Source organism: Mucilaginibacter sp. PAMC 26640 (assembly GCA_001596135.1).
In the GTDB taxonomy this organism is placed as follows: Bacteria; Bacteroidota; Bacteroidia; order Sphingobacteriales; family Sphingobacteriaceae; genus Mucilaginibacter.
Window position 1 is genome coordinate 3,390,727 of sequence record CP014773.1, and the last position, 16,852, is coordinate 3,407,578.

12 protein-coding genes are annotated in these 16,852 nt (G+C 44.4%); all 12 read left to right on the forward strand.

The genetic code is table 11. The annotated features are described in order from the left end of the window. Positions 1–9: 9 nt before the first annotated feature. Positions 10–675, forward strand: a complete 666-nt coding sequence (locus tag A0256_14740) for a macrolide ABC transporter ATP-binding protein (protein ID AMR32590.1) — start codon at positions 10–12, stop codon at positions 673–675. Between the two features lie 25 nt (positions 676–700). Continuing rightward, on the forward strand, positions 701–1,930 hold the full coding sequence (locus A0256_14745) for an ABC transporter permease (GenBank protein AMR32591.1): 1,230 nt from the start codon (positions 701–703) through the stop codon (positions 1,928–1,930). 33 nt (positions 1,931–1,963) lie between these two features. Continuing rightward, entirely contained in the window at positions 1,964–3,145 is a 1,182-nt protein-coding gene (locus tag A0256_14750) for an ABC transporter permease (GenBank protein AMR32592.1), read from the forward strand. 17 nt (positions 3,146–3,162) lie between these two features. After that, the gene (locus tag A0256_14755) at positions 3,163–4,536 is read left to right on the forward strand and encodes a sigma-54-dependent Fis family transcriptional regulator (GenBank protein AMR32593.1); all 1,374 of its coding nucleotides are present in this window, start codon (positions 3,163–3,165) and stop codon (positions 4,534–4,536) included. After that, on the forward strand, positions 4,520–5,821 hold the full coding sequence (locus tag A0256_14760) for a histidine kinase (protein AMR32594.1): 1,302 nt from the start codon (positions 4,520–4,522) through the stop codon (positions 5,819–5,821). Before A0256_14755 ends, A0256_14760 begins: the two co-directional genes overlap by 17 nt. A 194-nt stretch (positions 5,822–6,015) precedes the next feature. Then, positions 6,016–6,765: a hypothetical protein gene (locus A0256_14765; protein AMR32595.1), complete on the forward strand. Its 750-nt coding sequence runs from the start codon at positions 6,016–6,018 to the stop codon at positions 6,763–6,765. Between the two features lie 3 nt (positions 6,766–6,768). Next, a complete protein-coding gene (locus tag A0256_14770) occupies positions 6,769–9,540 on the forward strand; it encodes a TonB-dependent receptor (protein ID AMR32596.1) in 2,772 nt (923 codons plus the stop codon). 28 nt (positions 9,541–9,568) lie between these two features. Next, on the forward strand, positions 9,569–10,738 hold the full coding sequence (locus A0256_14775) for a hypothetical protein (GenBank protein ID AMR32597.1): 1,170 nt from the start codon (positions 9,569–9,571) through the stop codon (positions 10,736–10,738). A gap of 30 nt (positions 10,739–10,768) precedes the next feature. Next, positions 10,769–13,153 (forward strand): hypothetical protein, encoded by a 2,385-nt coding sequence (locus tag A0256_14780; GenBank protein ID AMR32598.1) that lies wholly within the window; start codon positions 10,769–10,771, stop codon positions 13,151–13,153. Between the two features lie 23 nt (positions 13,154–13,176). Beyond that, positions 13,177–13,731: a hypothetical protein gene (locus A0256_14785; GenBank protein ID AMR32599.1), complete on the forward strand. Its 555-nt coding sequence runs from the start codon at positions 13,177–13,179 to the stop codon at positions 13,729–13,731. A gap of 286 nt (positions 13,732–14,017) precedes the next feature. After that, on the forward strand, positions 14,018–15,565 hold the full coding sequence (locus A0256_14790; protein AMR34561.1) for an amine oxidase: 1,548 nt from the start codon (positions 14,018–14,020) through the stop codon (positions 15,563–15,565). 22 nt (positions 15,566–15,587) lie between these two features. After that, positions 15,588–16,760, forward strand: a complete 1,173-nt coding sequence (locus A0256_14795; GenBank protein ID AMR32600.1) for a hypothetical protein — start codon at positions 15,588–15,590, stop codon at positions 16,758–16,760. Positions 16,761–16,852: the final 92 nt, after the last annotated feature.

Sequence of the window (16,852 nt, forward strand, 5' to 3'; positions counted from 1 at the left end):
CAAATCACTATGATACAATTACAAAACATCGAAAAAGTTTACCGAACCGACACTATACAAACACTTGCCTTAAACAGTATTAATCTGGAAATAGAGAAAGGAGAGTTTCTGTCTATCATGGGTCCTTCGGGCTGCGGCAAGAGTACGTTACTAAATATAATGGGCCTGCTGGATCAGCCATCGGGCGGCAGCATCCGGATAGACGACCAAACTACCGACAAATTCAGCGATAAGCAGCTGGCGGCATTCCGTAATAAAAAGTTGGGTTTTATTTTCCAGAGTTACCATTTGATCAACGATCTGCAGGTGCTGGACAATGTGGAGCTGCCTTTGCTTTACCGCGACACCACCGCAAAAGAACGCCGTGAATTGGCAACCGAGGCTTTAGAGAAAGTGGGGTTGAGTAACCGCATCAAGCATTTCCCAAAGCAGCTTTCGGGCGGGCAGCGGCAGCGCGTGGCTATTGCCCGGGCAATAGTGGGCAGGCCGGAGATCATCCTGGCGGATGAGCCTACGGGTAACCTGGATAGTGCTATGGGTAACGAGATAATGGATATTCTGCTTAACCTTAACCGTAACGATGGTACCACCATTGTAATGGTTACCCACGATGAAAACATGGCCCAAAAAACGCACCGTTTGGTGAGGTTGTTTGATGGTTCGCAGGTTCAATAGTTCATCAGCCTAAACAGAAAAGATCATGCTAAAAAATTATTTTAAAATAGCTATTGCCGTGCTGAGGCGGCGCAAGTTCTTCACGTTCATCAGCTTATTCGGTATTAGTTTTACGCTAACCATTTTGCTGGTGATGACGGCTTTTATAGACAAAGTTATCAATGACAATTACCCGGATAAAAAACGCGACCGCTCCCTTTATATCGGGAAGATGGAGTTAAAGGGCAAGGAATCCATGAATTCAAGCGCGCTGAGTTATTATTATATCGATCACTATATCACCAAAATGAAAACACCGGTTAAGGTGGCGATATCGTCCGGATATGGGTCTACCAATACGTATGTAAATAACCGCAAAATTGTTATTGATTATAAATACACCAACGCTGCTTTCTGGGAGGTGCTTGACTTTGAATTTGTAGAGGGTAAATCCATCAGTAAGCAGCAGGTGGAAAATGCGGAGCGGGTGACCGTTATCTCTGAAGATATGAAAAAAGAGTACTTTGGAGATGACAACAGTACGGCGGTTGGCAAATATATAGAGGCTGACAATATCAAATACCGTGTTTGCGGGGTGGTGAGAAGCCTGCCGATTACGTCCTATGTGCTGTATGCCGATATTTACCTGCCCATTACTACATCCAAAACAAAGCTTGATGCGGATAAAGGCTATATGGGTAATTTCAACGCTATCATACTGGCCAAAGATGCCGGCGATGTGCCTGCAATGAAAAAGGAATACGCCGGAATTGTAGCCAAACTACCTAGTCCCGGCAAAGAATGGGATCATGTTTATAGCCATGCTGATAGTTATATAGAGGGATATGTGCGTACAGGCAACGAAACTAGTTCGGGGATGGTGTATGCGTTTACCGCGATAGGTTTGTTTGCCCTTTTTGTAATGCTGCTGCCAACTTTAAACCTTGTAAACGTCAACATCACCCGCATTATGGAGCGCTCATCAGAGATCGGGGTACGCAAGGCATTTGGCGCGTCGTCCAGAACGCTGGTGTACCAGTTTATTGTCGAGAACCTCATTCTAACTTTCCTGGGCGGGATGATCGGAGTGCTGCTATCGGTAGGGGTAATGTATTTCATCAACCAGGCCCGTTTTATCGCAAACCTGAACCTCAGCTTAAACTTTACTGTGCTGTTTTATGCGCTTTTTACCTGTTTGTTTTTCGGCTTGCTCTCGGGTGTTTACCCGGCCTGGCGCATGAGTAAACTAAACATTGTTGAAGCCTTAAAGGCTTGATTGCTATTTATTAATACTTAAAATAAAAATATTATGTTCAAGCATCTGTTTAAAATGATCTGGAATAAAAAGAAGCAAAACTCCCTGCTTATAGTGGAGATCCTGCTGTCGTTCCTGGTAATCTTCGCTGTATTTACATTCGCACTCAACTCTTATAGCAACTACGCCAAACCCATGGGCTTTGAATATAAGCGGGTTTGGGCCATCAGCTATAACCACACACTGGAAACCACCAATGCCGATTCGGTTACGCTGGTTTATCAAACCCTGCTGCGTAATATTAAAAGTATGCCACAAGTAGTTGATGCCTGTTACGCCAGTAGTAATATTCCGTTCGCAAACAATCAGATGAGTACTACAATTACTAATAACGGGCAAAAAGTTAATCGGGTTAACAACTTCTTCATGGACGATAATTACGTGAACACGATGGGCGTAAAAATGCTTGCCGGCCGCTGGTATACTAAGGATGATCCGATCGTCAAATCCGATCTGATTGTTATTAATAAAACATTAAAGGAAAAACTATTTGGAAAAACCGACCCCGTGGGCAAACCTTTTGGTGACGACCCCAAAAATAAACGTAAAATCATCGGTGTAATAGATGATATCAAAACCAATGGCGATTACCAGTCACCCACTTATGGTATTTATAACCGTAGTGATACCGGTGCGTATAAGTGGATGGGAAAAATTCTTGTAAAAGTAAGTCCGGATGCTGATGCAGCCTTTGAAGGGAAACTCTATAAATTAATGGCCGGCACCCTCAAAAAATCCAATATTGAAATAGAGCACCTGGATAATAAATTGGTGGAGTATAACAAGTTTACGCTGGTGCCGCTCATCATCCTTTCAATTGTTGCCACTTTCCTTATTATAAATGTGGCGCTGGGCATTTTCGGTGTGCTTTGGTATAATATTAACAAGCGACGCGGTGAGATAGGTCTGCGCCGGGCTGTTGGCGCGGCAGGCAGCGCAGTATCGGGCCAATTGGTTTACGAGGCCATGATCCTGGCTACTTTGTCGCTAATCATAGGCGCATTCTTCGCGGTGCAGTTCCCGCTGCTCAACGTTTTTGATCTGCCCGCGAGTGTTTACCTGTTCGCCATGGTATTGGCAATCATTTTTATCTATCTGCTGGTATTGGTTTGTTCGTTTTATCCGGGCAGGCAGGCTGCGGCAATTTACCCGGCAGTTGCTTTACATGAGGAATAAAAATTTAGCTTTGAAGTATGATATTGGTTATTGATGATGACATTGCCGTTCGCACCTCCCTGCAACTTTTGCTTAGAAGCGAACGGTACGATGTTACCGGTGCAGAAACGCCGACGGAGGCACTGCGGATCATCAAAACGGACAGCCCGGAACTGATCATCCTCGACCTGAATTTCTCCATTAGCACAACTGGCGAGGAAGGCATGCAACTGTTGGGCGAAATTAAAAAGGTTAATCCGGTGATTCCGGTGATCCTAATCACCGGCTGGGGGAGCATTGCCCTGGCCGTGCAGGGGATGAAGATGGGTGCTAATGACTTTATCAATAAGCCCTGGGATAACGGCCACCTGCTGCAGTCGGTAAAAACACTGCTGGATCTGCGGGAGGAAAATCCGGTGCAGCATACCCGTAAACAGCTGGATAAAGAATATAATTTTCAGCACATTATTGGCGAAGACCCGCAGATGCTACATATCCTGGAGACCATTGGGAGGGTAGCCACCACGGATGCCTCCATCCTCATTATGGGCGAAAGCGGTACGGGCAAAGAGCTGATTGCCGAAGCGGTGCACCAGAATAGTCTTCGAAGAAATAAGCCATTCATCAAAGTGAATTTGGGTGGTATCTCTACCTCGCTATTTGAAAGTGAAATGTTTGGCCATATCCGCGGCGCTTTTACCGATGCCCGGTTTGACAGGGCCGGCAGGTTTGAAATGGCTAATAAAGGCACCATCTTTTTAGATGAGATTGGCGATTTGGATGCCGGCAGCCAGGTTAAGCTGCTGCGCGTACTACAGGACCGTACCTATGAGGTGCTCGGCAGCAGCCGCACCAAAACCGTGGATGTGCGCGTTGTGTGCGCAACCAATAAAAACCTCACGGCAATGGCCAATAATGGCACCTTCCGGGAGGATTTATTATATCGTATCAACCTGATCACCGTAACGCTGCCTGCTTTGCGCGAGCGCCCAAAAGATATCCCGCTGCTTGTAGATTTTTTTATCAACAACCTGAAACAGATCTACAACCGGCCCGAACTAACGGTGGCTAAAAGCGCTATGAAATGGCTGCAGCAATTACCATTGCCCGGTAATATCCGCCAGTTAAAAAATTTAGTGGAGCGATCTATCCTCGTCACCAAAAAGAACTTGCTGGAGATAGATGATTTTAAAACACAACTGGAACTTTCGCCGCAGAAGCAGGGTAACGCCAAGTGGCCGGGGGTGGGCACCGTTACGCTGGAGGAAATGGAGATAGAAATGATTAAGCGGGCCATGGCTTTCCACAAAAATAAGGTAAGTAAAGCGGCAACGGCGCTTGGGCTAACCCGGAGCGCACTCTACCGCAGGTTGGATAAATTTGAAATTCCTTACGATGAGGCTGAGGACTAAGTACATCCTGTTCGTCGTGATTTTGCACCTGCTTACACTGGGGCTGAGTTTCTATATTTTTAATAAAGACAGGATTTTCTTTATCGTATCCGAGGTTTTTGTGATCATCTCGGTAGTGATCGCTGTACAGCTTTACCGGCAGCTCATCAGCCCTATAAAGATGCTTTTGCAGGGTATAGAGGCCATTAAAGACCAGGATTTTAATGTAAAATTTTTGCCTACCGGGAAGCACGAGGTTGATGAACTGATTAACGTTTATAATCATATGATAGACGAATTGAGAAATGAACGCACCCGCCAGGAAGAACAGCATTTCTTTTTAGAGAAACTGATCCATACCTCGCCAACAGGAATCGTTATTCTGGATCATGATGATAATATTCAGCAGCTGAATCCAAAAGCGGCTCTTGTGCTGGGTTTAACATTAAAACAACTTACCGGGCAAAATCTTGGCAGTATTGCCCAGCCCTTGCTTCAGCAGGCCGCAGGCCTTAAGACAGGTGATACCATTACCGTAAAACCCGACGGCATCAATACCTATAAAATTCAACGTTCAAATTTTGTAGACAGGGGTTTTCAGCGGGGATTTTTGATGATAGAGGAGTTAACTGCCGAGATCCTGGCCGCAGAGAAAAATGCATATGGTAAGGTGATCCGTATGATGGCGCACGAGGTAAATAATACCATTGGTCCCGTCAACTCTATCCTGCAATCTGCCTTAAAAACAGAAACCCTCTGGCAGTCGCAGCCAGATCATATGCTGAGCAATGCGCTGCAGGTAGCGTTTGACCGAAACCAAAACCTCAACCATTTTATGCGCAATTTTGCGGATTTGGTAAAGCTGCCGCCGGCCAATAAAAAGCCAACCGACCTGCATCACTTGGTATCTTCCGTCATCGAACTGATGCAGCTAAAAGCACAGGAGCGCAATGTAGAACTTCTCTACCAGCCACCCGCAAAGGCTATTTTGATCAGCGCCGATGTACAACAAATGGAGCAAGCACTAATCAATATTGTGAAAAATGCCATTGAGGCAATTGAAACCGAAGGCAAGGTTGAGTTGAACATCAATCCAAAAACAAAATGCCTTACCATTACCGATAGTGGACAAGGGATTAGCGAGGAAGCCAGCGCCCAGCTATTTTCGCCATTTTTCAGCACTAAAAAGGACGGGCAGGGGATAGGCCTCACCTTGGTGCGCGAAATTTTGCTAAACCATGGATATGAATTTTCATTAAAATCCATCGACCGTAACCGCACGGTATTTTCCATAGCGTTAAGCTAATTGTTGTATTAAACTGGCGTAATTTTCATTCTTAGCAGGGGCAAACTTGGCCGTTCACATCATCAAGGGTATTTACCGGAAATTTCAATGGGTAACATATACGTTACAATTAATCACTTGAAGGATTTCTCTCGCTAATGTGTTGATTTTTAACTAAAAGTATGTAGATTCAGAATTCAAATACCTATCATTTGATGAAGCATACTTTTTACCTGAACCTTGCCGCCTTTATGAGCTTCTTTTTGCTCAGTAAAAATAACTATGCCCAACCCAGTTATGTTGATACGGTTTCCAGGCAGCCGGTAATCGACAATATCATCGCAAACTATACTATTGCCATTGGTCATCAGTCACGGTTGTATAACGGGCCGGAGTACGATTTTTACGATCGCTTGATAAAGGGAAGCGCCTATTTTAAAGATACGCCTGATTTTGTTATAGCTGACGTTGAGTATGACGGTTTTGTTTTTAAAGGATTATCTGTTTTATATGATCTAAACAAGGATGCGGTGGTCATGCAATTGCCCAGCAAAATAGCAAGTATTGAGCTTTTGAGCCCGATGGTGCAGCGTTTTGATATCCTTGGGCATCATTTTAAGCGCATGGATCCTGCGTACAACTCCAATATGCAGGGTTTAGTAGCAGGCTTTTATGATCAGCTTTATACTGGTAAAACAACCTTCATTGCGAAACGCGAGAAGGTAATCCAGAATAACACATCAGGCGTTTTGGATAGATACTTTACATCCGAATTGATGAGAATGTATCTATTTTACAATGGCGCGTACCGAAGTTTCACGAATAAAAATTCAATGCTTGATATTTTGCGGGACAAGCAAACTGAATTGAAGCAATTTATAAAACAGAACCACCTTAAGTTTAGGCAGACCAGGGAAGATTCCATGATAAAGGTAGTAGCCTACTACGATCAAATAACAAAATAGTGTATGAAGAAAATTTACTTTTTGTGTTTCTTTTGCTTACATATACTCCAGGTTTCAGCCCAGCAGGCGAACAAAAAGCTATTCTCTGTAAATTTCCAGCAAGCCGATATCCACACGGTAATAACTGATCTGGAAAGTAAAAGTAATTATCATTTTTATTTTGATCCCTCCATATTTGATAGCCTGCGGGTTACTCTGCAGGGGAATGATCAACCGCTAAGCGAAATCCTGGAGACCGCGTTTAAAGGTACCGACTACCGTTTTGCAATTACCACCGCCAACCAGGTTTTTTTAAGCAAAGGCAGGGCACTGCAGCCCAATCTTGCTGCTGGCTATTTCAGCAACCCGGCTAAACCGGGTGAGGTTGTAGTTAATCAGCCAGCAGCGCCAGAGTATATTGATGACCGGGACAAAAAGATTCCGGAGGCCACTACGGAAAATAAACTCTATGAAATTGGTATAAAGACCAATATCATACAAAAAGGCAGGGCTACACTATCGGGCTACGTGCGCGATAGCAAATCGGGCGAATCTATCATTGGAGCGTCTGTGTACGAACCCGAAAGTAAGGCCGGTGTTGCTACCGATCAGTTTGGCTATTTTACACTCACTTTACCGCGTGGTAAACATACCTTCCTGGTGCGTGGTTTGGGTATGCGGGATACCCGGCGGCAAATCGTATTGTATTCTGACGGTAAACTAATTATCGAAATGCAGGAGCAAGTTACCAGCCTTAAAGAAGTAAAGATATCTGCGGATAAAATAGCTAATGTGCGCAGCGTGGAACTTGGGGTAACCCGGCTGGATATTAAAAATATTAAGCAAGTGCCAACTGTATTTGGCGAAGCCGATGTATTGCGGGTAGTATTAACACTGCCCGGTGTGCAAACGGTGGGTGAAGCCACAACTGGATTTAATGTGAGGGGAGGCTCTGCTGATCAGAATTTGATTTTACTTAACGATGCCACTATTTACAACCCGGCGCACTTTTTTGGTTTTTTCTCCGCCTTTAATCCGGATATTGTAAAAAGCGTGGAGTTGTATAAAAGCAGTATACCCGAAAAATTTGGTGGGAGGCTCTCATCTATCTTAGATGTTACCGACCGCGAGGGCAACAAAAAGAAATTTACCGGTACTGCAGGCATAGGTTTGCTTACCAGCAGGCTGAATCTGGAAGGGCCCATTATTAAAGATAAGACTTCATTTATATTTGGCGGACGTATTACTTACAGCGATTGGTTACTAAACCTGCTGCCAAGCGAGTACAAGAACAGCCAGGCATCTTTTTATGATTTCAACCTGGATATCAGCCACCAGATCGACGATAAAAACAATGTTTACATCAGCAGCTACATCAGCCGGGATAAATTTAAGCTAAACAGCGACACCGGCTACAGTTATGCAAACCGAAACGTAAACATTAAATGGAAGCATAATTTTAACAATAAGCTTTTTGGCTTGTTCACAGTTGGCGGCGACAGGTACCAATATGATATTGCGAGTACCGATAATCCGGTAACTGCTTACAAGCTAAAGTTCGATATCAATCAAGCCAATTTTAAAACTGATTTCACCTATTATCTTGATCGTAATCATACTATCGATTTTGGCCTGAACAGTATTTATTACACTTTGCATCCTGGTAGTTTGAGTGCTAATTCTACTTTATCGTTAATTACACCCGATGATGTTCCAACTCAACAAGCCTTGGAAAGCGCCCTGTATGTAGGCGATAAATATGATGTAACCCCCGATCTGTCGCTCAGCTATGGTTTAAGATATTCCATCTATAATTTTCTCGGGCCCCAAACAGTCAATAATTATGCACCCGGGTTGCCACGCTCTGGCAGTACTTTGCTAGACAGTACGGTGTATACTGGCAGGAAATTTATAAAGACCTACACCGGGCCCGAAATAAGATTATCCGCCCGTTACAATGTGGGCGATAATTTTTCAGTTAAGGCAGGGTACAACACCCTGCGGCAGTACATTCATTTGCTATCCAACACAACAGCTATTGCCCCTACAGATGTTTGGCAACTAAGTAACCCCAATATTAAACCACAGTACGGCGACCAGGTATCGCTCGGTATTTACAAAAACCTTCAGTCAAATACGATCGAAACTTCGGTGGAGGTTTACTACAAACGGTTAAAGGATTATCTCGATTACCGTAGCGGAGCAACCCTGGTACTCAACCATCATATTGAAACCGATGTGATTAATACAAGAGGAAAGGCCTACGGTGTAGAATTTTTCATCCGTAAAAATGCAGGGGCCGCCAATGGGTGGATCAGTTACGCTTATTCACGCACATTCTTAAAACAAGACGATCCGACTGTAGGGCAGCCGGTGAATAACGGCAACTATTATCCTGCTAATTATGATAAGCCACATGCTTTCAATTTTGTGGGCAATTATAAATTTTCTCATAGGTTCAGTATTTCGCTCAATGTAACTTATAGTACTGGCCGGCCAATTACGCTGCCGGTTGCCAAGTACTACTATGCAGGATCTGAAAGAGTGTATTATTCCGACAGGAATGCTAATCGGATTCCTGATTACTTCAGGAGCGATTTTTCACTGAATATAGAAGGGAACCACAGAGTACACCAGGCAACGCATAATTCATTTACTATCGGGGTTTATAACCTTACAGGCAGGCAAAATGCTTACTCTACTTATTTTACCCAGCAAAGCGGGGTGATAAACGGGTACCAGCTTTCTATTTTTGCGAAGCCTATCCCTTTCATCAATTATAATATCAGGTTTTAAAACAGGAAAAGCATTTACATAAACGGCTATGTTTAAAAAAATAAAATATTTGAGTTTACCCTTATTGCTAATTGGGGTAATTAGTTGTAAAAAACCATTTCAGCCCGCTATCATATCATCTGCTAATAATTACCTGGTTGTAGAAGGACTGATCAATAGCGGCTCAGATTCAACTTTCATAAAACTAAGCAGAACTGTAAAGTTATCAGATTCGGTACGTACCAATATTGAGAAAGGCGCCACCGTTACTGTAGAGGGCGCGGGTTTTTCCAGATCACTTAACGAAATAACCCCGGGGGTTTACGCTACCGCAGCTATGAATTTAAACCCCGCAAATAAATATCATTTGCTGCTTAAATTGAGCAATGGGCAGCAATATGTGTCGGATGATGCGGAAGTGAAGATTAGTCCGCCGGTAGATACTATTTCTTACACTAAAAATTCCGAAGGCATCCAGATTAATGCTTCCTCTCATGATCCGGGTAATAACACCCGTTATTACCGTTATGATTATGATGAAACATGGAAATTTCATGCTAAATACCTGGTTGAATATGAAGCTGTTGGAGATGATATTGTACCGAGACCTATCGAAAACCAGATTTATATTTGCTTCGGTCACCGCGCTTCAAGTGTAGTGTTGCTGGCATCAACTGTTAAGCTTGCCAATGATGTTGCGTCCAATATACCCATAACGCAAATTCTATCCAGTTCCGAAAAGATAAGCATGCGCTATAGTATTTTAGTAAGGCAATACGCGCTAACCCGGGAAGCATATGAATTTTGGGAAAATTTAAAAAAAAATACAGAGCAATTAGGAAGCATATTTGATGCCTTGCCATCAGAATTGAAAGGCAATATTCACAATGTAGCCAATGCCGGCGAGCCAGTAATTGGATATATTAGTGTAGGGACGGTGCAAACAAAAAGGCTATTTATAGATAGAGACGAACTGCCGGATAGTTATTTATTAAAATACCCTTACGAAGGATGTACACAAGATACAACGCTGTTTTATAACCCTCAAACAAGAGTTGAAGAAGTGAAAGAGTACCTGCTCACAAAATTGTTTTTACCCACTTTCAGCATCCCCGGGCCAAGGGCAATACCGATAGGGTATGGCAGAACAAGCTACGAGTGCGGCGACTGTACAATTCGCGGCACTAAAAAGCAACCAGCCTTTTGGAAAGATAAATAAGCTTGATACACCTACAGTTATTATTTGAAAATGAACCATAAAGAATTATTAGTACCGCTTAAGTATATGTTGTTGGTGCTGGAATTTCTGCTGACGGGCCTTCCGCGAACTGATGCGCAAGGCATACAGCAGGTGCAAAGCAACTTTGATAGATATGGCCAAAATATAGTGCAGGAAAAGGTCTTTGTACACACCAGTAAAAGCGAATATTTAACAGGCGAGATTATTTGGTTTAAGGTATACTGTGTAGATGCCACCCTGAATAAGCCAATTAACCTGAGCAAAGTTGCTTACGTGGAAGTGTTGGATAACATGCAGGTGCCCATTTTGCAGGCGAAGATAGCGGTAGCTAACGGCATGGGAAGTGGATCGTTTGTTATCCCAGGCACAATAATGAATGGAAATTATAAGCTCAGGGCCTATACCAGCTGGATGAAAAATTTTGGTCCGGATTATTTTTTCGAGAAGAAGATCACCATCATCAATCCATTGCGTTCACCGGTATTCGCTAAATCAAAGCCTGCCACTTACGATGTTCAATTTTTCCCTGAAGGGGGCAACCTTGTAAGCGGAATTGTGGCCAATGTTGGTTTCAAAGCGATAGGTAGCGATGGTTTGGGCATTGGCTTTAAAGGTGCAATAGTAAATAATAGAAATGATACGGTAGTAAGGTTTCAGCCTTTAAAATTCGGGATGGGCCAATTTATGTTTACGCCGCAAGCCGGCTATACCTATAAGGCCGTAATTAAGGTTGCTGCAGAAAAAACAATTTCAAAAGAGTTGCCGGTAATAAATAGCAGTGGCTACACCATGCATTTGACAGATACGGGTAACGGTGAGCTGGTTATAAAGGTGAACAGTAATGTTGCTGATGAGCAGATATCCCTGTTGGCCCATACGCGGGGGGTGACCAAAGCGGTTCAAAACACTGTAACGGCAGGTGGTACCGCACAGTTCACCATCGGCAAGAATTTATTGGGCGAAGGAATATCGCACTTAACCATATTCGGTACTGGCGGGCAGCCTCTATGCGAGCGTTTGTATTTTAAAAGACCTAACCAAACTGCCTTTGTAGCCGCGGCTGCAGATTTGCCGCAGTATGCTGCCCGCAAAAAAGTGAATCTTATGGTTGCTGCTAAAGATGCTGCCGGTAAACTCCTGAAATCCGGTTTGTCAATAGCAGTGTACCGTGTAGATAGCCTGCAGGCGCCAGATCCAGATGAGATTTTTAGCTACCTGTGGTTAAGTTCAGATCTTCAAGGTCATATCGAATCGCCTTCTTATTATATCAATAATATATCAGCTGAGGCCGAGCAAGCTGCAGATAACCTGATGCTTACACAAGGCTGGAGAAGATTTAACTGGATTAATATTGTAAAAGGAAAGCTACCGGCACTGAAGTTTTTGCCGGAATACAACGGGCATATTATAACCGTTAAAACTGTAGATTCGGTAAAAGGACCGGCGAAAAATGTGACAGCGTATTTAGCTGTGCCGGGCAAACGGGTGCAGGTTTATCCCGCCCGGAGCGATGCGGATGGTATATTACTATTTAATACAAAAGATTTTTATGGTGCCAATGAAATTGTGATACAAACCAATACAGAACGGGATACCGCTCATAAACTTGAAGTGCTGACCCCTTTTTATGATCAGTACAGCAATTCAATACTGCCCGAATTTGGTTTAACCAACGCAATGCAAGCCTCGCTGCAACAGCAAAGTTTGGGAATGCAGGTGCAAAACATTTATGCTGGCAGTAAGCTTAAGCGCTTTTATGAACCACTTGTAGATAGTGCAGGTTTTTTTGGTGAGCCTTATAAAACTTACAAGCTGGATGATTTTACCCGTTTTGTTACCATGGAGGAGGTGATGCGCGAATATGTGAGAGAAACGAGTTCGTCCCGGTCACAGCACCGTTATCACGTGACCATTTTAGGTGAGCGGGGGCCGCTCGAGGGCGATCCCCTGGTCATATTAGATGGTGTGCCAGTCTTTAATTTGGATAAACTGCTTGCTGTTGACCCGCTGAAAGTGCAACGCCTGCAGGTAGTGCGGAGGCGGTATTTCTACGGCCCGTCGGTTTATGATGGCATCCTTAATTACACAACTTACAAAGGCGACCTAGGCGGAACGGAACTCGATTCTCATGCCATTGTTGTGGATTACGAGGGAATGCAATATCAGAGGGAATTTTATTCTCCGCTTTATGAAACCGATGAACAGCAGAAATCCCGCTTGCCCGATTTCAGAAATTTGCTGTTTTGGTCACCTGAGATTAAAACCGGTACCGCCACGCCCAATTCCGTTTCGTTTTACACATCAGATCAAACCGGTAAATATTTTGGAATCGTGCAAGGTATAACCGCTAACGGCGATGCTGCTTCGCAATCCTTTACATTTGAAGTAAAGTAGCTCTGTTGCATTAAAATTGGCTGGTGCCAGCGTCAGCCTACAGTAATCTTCGTTTACAGGTAGTTGCCGAATTGCTTGCTTATTCCATCTTTACATTAAAAAAAATGGAACCACAACTATTTGTAAAGATGGCGCTGCAAGGCTGGAACACCCAGGTGGCAAGGGCTGAGAATTTTTTTAATAGTTTAGCAGATGACGATTTCCAAAAACCTATTGCGCCGGGCAAAAACCGGATCCTATATCTTTATGGGCACTTAACCAGTTACCATGGGTTATTGGCCGAGACTTTAGGTATCGGCGACGCAGTACACCCGGAACTGGCACCGGTATTTCTCCGCAGTCCGGATGGATCAGCCGTTGAGGCGTATTCGGTTGGGCAACTTAAACAGTATTGGACCGATGTGCATAATTACCTTACTGAATTGTTTGCCGCCTTGCCCGCCGAAGACTGGTTTAAACGCCATAACGCCATGACGGATGAAGACTTTGCCAACGACCCCACCCGCAACCGGCTAAGTGTTCTGCTGAGCCGCACCAATCATATTGCTTATCATTTTGGCCAGCTAATCCTGACCTGATATATAACCCGCAGGAATTTGCAAATATTTTGCTGACTAAAGTATTCGCAAGTAATATAAACCCGTTATTTAAAAGCCGCTCACTGGCTAATAGCTGCCATAACTGCTTTCATGGTAAGATAAAAGCCGAATTGCGATGATTTTCACAATTTAATTGTTAATATTTTAAAAAAGTGCTAAGTTTCCATTGTGAATCTATTGGCTACAGCCAAATCCCGGATTTGCAATTAGCACTGATCTGATTTTGGAAAAATTAACAAGGCGAAACTTCCTGAGCAGGGGCGCAATGCTGGCTGGTGGCACTTACCCGGCCATGCTGGCATTGGGTATGGTCAAATCTGCCCCGGCACATGCGTTTGACCTTACCGGAAGCGGTACCGGCAAGCACGTTATTATTTTAGGCGGCGGCCTGGCCGGTATGACGAGTGCCTACGAGTTGAATAAGCTCGGCTATAAATGCACCATTCTGGAAGCCCGTGAAAGGGCAGGAGGAAGATGCTGGAGCATTCGTAACGGCAGCACCAATGAGGAAACGGGCATGCCGAAAGCTACCGCTGCATTTGATGATGGCCTTTACTTCAATGCCGGGCCGTCGCGCATACCACACCACCATGAACTGACTTTACATTACTGCAAGGAATTAGGAGTGCCCATACAGGTTTACAATAATGTTAACGAGGGTGCTTACTACTTCGCCGAAGGAAAAGGGCGCTTATCTAACAAAAAAATTCGCGCCCGGGAAGTACATAATGATGTGCGTGGCTACATGGCCGAACTGTTAAGTAAAAGCGTGGATCATGGCGCGCTGGACGGGGCACTTACCAAAGAAGACACCCAAAAAGTACTTGAATACCTGGCCGCCGAAGGCGGATTGGATATCGACAAGCTATACAAGGCATCTGCCCGCAGAGGTTACGCAGAGTCGCCTGGCGCAGGTAGCAAGGCGGGCAAAATCGCTGATGCGAACAAACTGGCGGATATCATCCAATCGGGTTTGCTGGACCCCGATTTTTATAATGTTGCCGAATATACCTACGAGTTGCAGATGACGATGTTCCAAGCCATTGGTGGTATGGATATGATAGCAAAGGCATTGCAAAAGCAGGTGGCCCCTTCGCTAAAACTGGGTGCCGAAGTGACCAATATAACTAACCTGGCCGAAGGCGTAAAAGTCACTTACAAAGATGCTGCCGGCGAGCATCTGCTGCAGGGTGATCTGTGTATCTGCACTTTGCCATTGCCGGTATTGAGTAATGTAAGTAACAACTTTAGCAGCGATGTAAGCCGCGCTATCGACTATATCAGCTATATCCAAACCGGCAAGATAGGGTTGCAGTTTAAGAGGAGGTTTTGGGAAGAAGATGACCACATTTACGGCGGTATTACACACATTAATAACGATTTAACTCAAATTTTTTACCCTTCATATGATTATTTAGGAAAAAAGGGTATCTTAATTGGGTATTACAATTTCAACGAAAAAGCAGAGCGTACAGGCGAGCTAAACTACCCGGAACGCGAAAAGCTGGCCCTTCAAAAAGGCAGGCTCATTCACCCGCAATATGATCAGGAGTTTGAGCGGTCGTTCTCGGTGAGCTGGCATAAAACAAAGTACAATTTGGGTGGCTGGGCCATTTACAATAACGAAACCCGCAAAACGCAATACCCGGTTTTGCTAAAGCCCGATAAACAGGTTTATTTTGCCGGGGAACATTTAAGCTATCTCAACGCCTGGATGGCAGGAGCGTTTGAATCGGCCAGGAGCGTAGTTGCAGCAGTTCACGGACGACTGTCGGAACAACGGCTAAGTTATCCGGCCACAACGGACAAATAGAGAAATTAAAACGTAAAACGATATGGCAAACTCACAAAATCGCAGAAACTGGATCAAAAGCAGTGCTTTGATGGCCGGGGGACTGGCCTTTGTATCCGGATCTATCAGCAAACTTGCTGCAATGCCGGTTATTCGCAAAATGACTGGCACTAATACCCTGGCGGCCGAAAACGACGCTGTGTTACAAGGAATGCCGGTACTTAAGGCGCGATTGCTGGCTAATGAAAACCCCTTTGGTCCATCTGCCGCGGCCAAAAAAGCCATATCAGATTCACTGGAAACCAGTTATCAGTATTCGTTTTTCGCTTTAGGTACGCTGCAAAATAAAATTGCCCAGCATGAAGGTTTATCATCCGGTAACATTCTTTTAGACGCCGGATCTTCGCCGCTGTTGCTGGCTGCTGCTATGCACTTTAGCAAGGGTGGCAAAAATATTATTACTGCCGACCCATCTTACGAAGACCTGCCGACCCAAGCTGCTAATTTTGAAGGCAAATGGGTAAAAGTGCCAGTAACAGCAGACTATAAGCTGGACCTGGATGCCATGGAAGCCAAGGTTGACGGCAATACCGGCCTTGTTTACATCTGTAATCCCAATAACCCCACCGCAACCATAGTAGATACCGAAAAATTAAAAAGCTTTTGCGAACGAGTCTCAAAGAAAGCCACAATATTTGTTGATGAGGCCTACATCGATTACCTGCCTGATCCGGCCGGATCTTCCATGATTGGCGGTATAAAGGCTGGCCAGAACATCATTGTGGCCAGGACATTTTCTAAGTTGTACGGTTTTGCAGGTTTGCGCTGCGGATACATTGTAGCACAGCCCGAAATGATAAAAACATTGTCCATCTACACTTCCGGGGCTTTTGCCATGTCGGCGACTACCGCCGCGGCTGCTATAGCTGCCTATCAGGAAACCGGGTACCTGCAGGATGCGCTGAAGAAAACTAATGCATCCAAAGAATATTTATACAGCGTTTTGAAGAAAGAAGGCTATACCTACATCCCTTCATCGGCCAATTTTGTGATGTTCCCGCTGAAGATGGATGGCAAAAAGTTTGTAAGCGAAATGATGAAACGAGGCGTCGGCCTGCGCAACTGGAAGCTGAACGGGCAGGAATGGTGCCGCATCAGTATCGGACGCATGGACGAAATGGAAGCTTTTGCTGAAGCATTTAAACAGATCTCGTGAGCAACGGCTTGGGGGCATTACCAGTGTGATATTAACTGTTTATTCAACATACACCTCAATAAACTAATTTCTGTGTTCTCCGTGCCTCCTTT

Coding starts and splice junctions, on each gene's coding strand:
- A0256_14760 (AMR32594.1), top strand. CDS start 4,520: ATGAGGCTGAGGACTAAGTACATCCTGTTCGTCGTGATTTTGCACCTG.
- A0256_14745 (AMR32591.1), top strand. CDS start 701: ATGCTAAAAAATTATTTTAAAATAGCTATTGCCGTGCTGAGGCGGCGC.
- A0256_14750 (AMR32592.1), top strand. CDS start 1,964: ATGTTCAAGCATCTGTTTAAAATGATCTGGAATAAAAAGAAGCAAAAC.
- A0256_14770 (AMR32596.1), top strand. CDS start 6,769: ATGAAGAAAATTTACTTTTTGTGTTTCTTTTGCTTACATATACTCCAG.
- A0256_14790 (AMR34561.1), top strand. CDS start 14,018: ATGCTGGCTGGTGGCACTTACCCGGCCATGCTGGCATTGGGTATGGTC.
- A0256_14755 (AMR32593.1), top strand. CDS start 3,163: ATGATATTGGTTATTGATGATGACATTGCCGTTCGCACCTCCCTGCAA.
- A0256_14780 (AMR32598.1), top strand. CDS start 10,769: ATGAACCATAAAGAATTATTAGTACCGCTTAAGTATATGTTGTTGGTG.
- A0256_14775 (AMR32597.1), top strand. CDS start 9,569: ATGTTTAAAAAAATAAAATATTTGAGTTTACCCTTATTGCTAATTGGG.
- A0256_14795 (AMR32600.1), top strand. CDS start 15,588: ATGGCAAACTCACAAAATCGCAGAAACTGGATCAAAAGCAGTGCTTTG.
- A0256_14740 (AMR32590.1), top strand. CDS start 10: ATGATACAATTACAAAACATCGAAAAAGTTTACCGAACCGACACTATA.
- A0256_14765 (AMR32595.1), top strand. CDS start 6,016: ATGAAGCATACTTTTTACCTGAACCTTGCCGCCTTTATGAGCTTCTTT.